This window comes from Chamaesiphon sp. VAR_69_metabat_338, assembly GCF_031423935.1.
Lineage (GTDB): Bacteria > Cyanobacteriota > Cyanobacteriia > Cyanobacteriales > Chamaesiphonaceae > Chamaesiphon.
Window position 1 is genome coordinate 1 of the sequence record NZ_JANPGM010000657.1, and the last position, 4,754, is coordinate 4,754.

Genomic DNA, 4,754 nt, shown 5'->3' on the forward strand with positions numbered 1-4,754 from the left:
ACAAAACAATCTCTGGAAATGCCAGCGGTGAAATTGAATGAGTTTCTGTCAGCATTAATTGGCTGCCATAGCCGGTAGGGGTCGGATCGCGGAAGATCCGAACTTGGCGATTTTGGATGTCTATTACCCAGTATTCCGCGATATTCGATTCTCCAAGGAGAGGCTACGCCAACGAGCATAGAGTTTATCCTTCACCTCACAATCTTGTTTGAGAGTAGAATCTGCGACTTCGATAACTAAGTAAATATTCTCAGGCTCCGGATGTCGCTCTGCGTAATCGAGGATGGAGCCTTTGACGATCGCCAGATCCGGTTCCGGCTCTGAAAAATTATCCAGTCGAATCGGATCTTGAGTACGAATAAGAGCACTTCTACCAAGCTGCTCTTGAATATTCGTGGCTAAAAGTTGGAGTGTGATGACATGAGGAGTTCCTTTGGCAGTCATTAGTATGATGTGTCCCGCAATTAATTCAGTCCGTTCGGTAGGATCGAGAATCCCCAGATCGCACATCCTGTGGTACTCCTGGACTGTCCAATATTTAATTCGGATCGCTGATGACGATTCGATCGAGATCGACGGCAAGTCATGCAGATCGGATCTGGTTGTGAATGTAGTCATATTCGGGATGCGCTGGTGCGATCGAGTCTGTCGAAAGCTTAATTAATATATATTCTAGTCGAGCGATCGGCGATAATACGGAAGTAAAATTTATCACAGTAGATGTTTCCCCGCTTTTTACCCGCCAGCGTTCGGCAATTAACCGAGCCAGAATCGATCGACTTTGCCCATCAAATGCAGCGTACCGATATTCTTACGTCCTTACTTTTACAACCGATTCCAACCAATTATATTTGTCAGGGTGTTGGTGGGGTTCCGGTCGTGTTTCTACATGGATTCGATAGTTCGCTGTTTGAATTTCGCCGGATGCTGCCACAGATCGCTAAAGAGTGCGAAGTTTGGGCACTCGATTTATTAGGATTTGGCTTTACTGAAAGATTGCCCGATTGTATGTTTAGTGCCCAAAGCATTCGCACTCATTTACAAGCATTCTGGCAGACTAAGATCCAACAACCGATGATATTAGTCGGCGTGTCGATGGGTGGAGCCGCCGCGATCGAATTTACGCTCAAATATCCTGAAGCCGTCGATCGACTGATTCTCATCGATAGTGCGGGTTTTACGAAACCACCGGCGACGGGAAAGTTTTTGATTCAACCACTCGGTAATTTAGCAACCAAGTTTTTGGCGAATCCAACTGTACGCAGGAGTGTCAGCAAGAAAGCTTATTTCGATCCGGCTTTTGTTACTGATGATGCACAATTATGTGCCGCACTGCATCTGGAAATGCCAAATTGGCGCGAAGCTTTGATTGCCTTTACTAGGAGTAGCGGCTATGGCTACCTACTCGATCGATTATCCGAAATCCAGCAAGAAACATTAATCCTCTGGGGCAAACAAGATCGGATCTTGGGCATCAAAGCAGCACAACTGTTCGAGCAGAAATTACCAAATTCTCAACTCAAATGGATCGATGATTGCGGACACGTTCCCCATTTGGAGCAGGCAAAGATTACCGCCAAGCTGATTTTAGATTTTTTAGGTAAATAGCTTTAGGTGTTACTGGATCGAAGTCTGGAAAGCTGGCAGAGTGAGCGGGGGGCGGGGAGTGAGGAGCGGGGGAAAGAGAAACGATCTGGCTACATACAAAGATCGAAAAGGGAGCATCCCACTTTTATTGTGGCAACACTTTCTTGTGCCCTCACCCCGCCATCTCCTCTGGCTCTGGCTCCCCTCTCCCAAGCTTGGGAGCGGTGCGTTCCGGTTGGGTTTCCCGACCATGGAAACGCACCAAGAGAGAGGGGTTGGGGGTGAGGGCTGTGAACCTGCATAAAAAGTGGGATGCTCCCGATCGAAAATCGTACCTCGGATCGGCAACGCGTGATTTTAGCCGAAATTAGAACTGGTGCCCTCGAAGCGTAATCCGATCGCCTCTACCAAGTCAGCCTGCGAAAACTTAACCATCTACCGATCGCGATCCCCTAGCCACTAGGCTAAAATAACCAAATAATCGATCGAGCCTCCCCCATGACTGCTGCGCCCAAACACCAGAAAGCCAAAGCCCTCAAACCCAACAGTGTCAAACCTGCAAAGGAACTATGCAGCGAATGCGGGTTGTGCGATACCCACTATATCCACTACGTCAAAACGGCTTGTGCTTTCCTCAACCAGCAGATTCCAGCTCTCGAAACTCAGACTCACGGGCGCAGTCGAGATTTGGACAAAGAAGATGACTTGTATTTTGGCGTCCATCAGCAGATGATGGCGGCGCGGAAAATCGAACCAATCCCTGGTGCCCAGTGGACGGGCATCGTCAGTACGATCGCGATCGAAATGTTGGAGCAGGGGCTGGTAGAAGGCGTTGTCTGCGTCCAAAATACGCCCGAAGATCGATTCACACCAATGCCGATCATCGCGCGAACTAGGGAGGAAATTCTCGCAGCTAAAGTCAACAAACCCACCCTCTCACCAAACCTATCGATCCTCGAACAAATCGCCGAATCGGGCTTGAAAAAGCTCCTCGTCATCGGTGTCGGCTGTCAGATTCAAGCCTTACGCGCCGTCGAGAAAGAATTAGGCTTAGAGCAACTATACGTCCTCGGCACCCCCTGTACCGATAACGTCACCCGCGCGGGCTTACAGAAGTTTTTAGAAACCACCAGTCGATCGCCCGAAACGGTAGTTTATTATGAGTTCATGCAGGACTTCAACGTCCACTTCAAACATGAAGATGGTTCGACAGAATTAGTCCCCTTCTTCGGCTTGAATACCAAAGAATTAAAAGACGTCTTTGCACCATCCTGTTTGAGTTGTTTCGACTATGTAAACTCCCTCGCTGATTTAGTCGTCGGTTATATGGGCGCACCCTTTGGCTGGCAATGGATCGTAGTTAGAAACGATCGCGGTCAACAGATGTTAGATTTAGTAAATAACGCGATCGAGACTCAAGCTGTGATGTCCAAAGGCGATCGTACAGCCGCAGTCCAACAAAGCATTCCTGCCTACGATAAAGCAGTCACATTACCAATGTGGGTAGCGAAAATCATGGGTGTAGTCATCGATAAGATCGGCCCCAAAGGATTGGAATACGCGCGGTTCTCGATCGATTCTCACTTTACTCGCAATTATCTATTTACCAAACGCAATTATCCAGAAAAGTTAGAGCAACACGTACCAGAGTTTGCGAAGAAAATTGTCGATCGGTATAAGTTACCTGATTGAGTAATATAGGTTGGGATCTAATGCATCGAGCATTTGAACTAGATATATTAAAAACGGGAGCAGCTTCATGATGTCATCTTTTGAAAAAGCAGATTTGTTGAAAATAAAAGCAGATTTTCTGAAAACTGCTATGCAAGAAGATCGTAATGAAATTCGACTCATAAGAGAAAGAATATTTAATACTATTTATTTCGCAACTATTTCTTCATTTGGTATTACTTCCTTTCTTGTCGTCAACAAAAATGTTGCGATTCAGTACAAATCAGAAATTTTCATGCTAATAGCCGATACTGCTTTTGTATCATTACTACTGATAATTTTTACTCGACTTAAAAAAGATCTGGAAAATGCTCGTAAATGTCTTGAAATAAGAGAGGCATTAATTCAGGGATTACCGTTAAGTAAGGCAGAGGATTTTGAAATATTTGTTGCTGCTGATAAAACAAAAAAAGCAAGGATTCAGGATAACGATCTATACTCACCTTTCTATATTGCAATCTTAGCCATATTATTTAAGCTACTTTTTATTAATTTTCGTTAAATATAAAAGTGGTCATTCCCTAGCAGAGAAAACAATACAAATCGAGAAATTTCTCCGATTTTAGCAATCAATTATAGTATCTTCAACCTCTTGCCGATCGAATCAATATTAATATTTCACAGCCTATTCTATATCTATTAATTTGAATATCTAAGGAATCTGAGTTCAAAATAACGCTCCGCATCCAAAGACTTCTAGCTTCTCTCCAGCCAAGCCCTGAACTGGAAGTTCGGGCTAAGAGCATAAGTCCATTAAAATGGACTGAATTAAAATTTTGCAGTCCTCTTCAGAGGACTTTTGCTTTTAGCCCCAAATTCATTTGAGGGCGTTGCTGAACCGAAGCAAATCAATCTCTCGCGATTCTAACAATTAACTCTCAACTGAATTAAGCCATTCCTCCATCTGAGCCACCGTCTGCCAACCAAACATCCCCACAATCAAATCGTCGAGCTGCTGCTCATTCAAATCAGCGAGTTGACTCGTCACCTTTTCCGATGGTACATATCCCTGAAACTTCACACCAATAACTCTAGTAGCAGATTCCAGCTTACCTTCTAGCTTGCCTTCTGTCTTACCTCTTTGTTCGCCCTTGCTTTCCGCCTTATCCATCTCGGCATCGTACCAAGCATCGATCTCTGCCATCGTTCTCATAAACTCTTGCTCCTCTGCACTTAAACTGTTTGCTGGTAAGTCTTGGAGATATACGCAATATTTGAGGCTTGCCAGTATTGTATCATTTTTCTCCCGACGCTCTGGCGATAGCTGTTCGATGCCCTCAAATGCTCGCCGCGCTGATTCTTTATTCCCCAGCAGCTTCAACCACATGGTTTCTGAGCTATATTCTAATTGCTCGATAACGACTATGCCCATTCGCAACAGTTTGACTGTTTCATACACGCCGACACTGAATTCTGGATGCGGTTTGGCTCCGCAT

General features: G+C 45.1%; 4 protein-coding genes and 2 pseudogenes. 3 read left to right on the forward strand and 3 right to left on the reverse strand.

From position 1 onward, the window contains the following. Together RMO84_RS21410 and RMO84_RS18070 are read right to left on the reverse strand one after the other, a co-directional pair. A pseudogene (locus tag RMO84_RS21410) lies at positions 1 to 142 on the reverse strand (Uma2 family endonuclease); the annotation flags it as partial. Then, positions 124 to 618 carry a Uma2 family endonuclease gene (locus tag RMO84_RS18070; protein ID WP_310489829.1) on the reverse strand — a complete coding sequence of 165 codons (495 nt, stop codon included), beginning with the start codon at positions 616 to 618 and terminating at the stop codon, positions 124 to 126. The gene RMO84_RS18070 and the pseudogene RMO84_RS21410, both read right to left, overlap by 19 nt. Positions 619 to 720: 102 nt before the next feature. Here RMO84_RS18070 and RMO84_RS18075 point away from each other — a divergent pair, with 102 nt between their 5' ends. The 3 genes from RMO84_RS18075 to RMO84_RS18085 all read left to right on the forward strand — a co-directional run bounded on the left by RMO84_RS18075 (position 721) and on the right by RMO84_RS18085 (position 3,820). After that, positions 721 to 1,608, forward strand: a complete 888-nt coding sequence (locus RMO84_RS18075) for an alpha/beta hydrolase (RefSeq protein ID WP_310489830.1) — start codon at positions 721 to 723, stop codon at positions 1,606 to 1,608. 477 nt (positions 1,609 to 2,085) lie between these two features. After that, on the forward strand, positions 2,086 to 3,279 hold the full coding sequence (locus RMO84_RS18080) for a Coenzyme F420 hydrogenase/dehydrogenase, beta subunit C-terminal domain (protein WP_310489831.1): 1,194 nt from the start codon (positions 2,086 to 2,088) through the stop codon (positions 3,277 to 3,279). A 67-nt stretch (positions 3,280 to 3,346) separates the two neighbouring features. Further along, positions 3,347 to 3,820 carry a hypothetical protein gene (locus RMO84_RS18085; RefSeq protein WP_310489832.1) on the forward strand — a complete coding sequence of 158 codons (474 nt, stop codon included), beginning with the start codon at positions 3,347 to 3,349 and terminating at the stop codon, positions 3,818 to 3,820. Between the two features lie 369 nt (positions 3,821 to 4,189). On the opposite strand, the pseudogene RMO84_RS18090 reads toward RMO84_RS18085, so the two are convergent. After that, positions 4,190 to 4,754 (reverse strand): annotated as a pseudogene (locus RMO84_RS18090) (hypothetical protein); the annotation flags it as partial.

What these genes read in the sequence shown, in the direction of transcription:
- RMO84_RS18070 (WP_310489829.1), bottom strand. Translation starts at nt 618, where the DNA reads ATGACTACATTCACAACCAGATCCGATCTGCATGACTTGCCGTCGATC.
- RMO84_RS18075 (WP_310489830.1), top strand. Translation starts at nt 721, where the DNA reads ATGTTTCCCCGCTTTTTACCCGCCAGCGTTCGGCAATTAACCGAGCCA.
- RMO84_RS18080 (WP_310489831.1), top strand. Translation starts at nt 2,086, where the DNA reads ATGACTGCTGCGCCCAAACACCAGAAAGCCAAAGCCCTCAAACCCAAC.
- RMO84_RS18085 (WP_310489832.1), top strand. Translation starts at nt 3,347, where the DNA reads ATGATGTCATCTTTTGAAAAAGCAGATTTGTTGAAAATAAAAGCAGAT.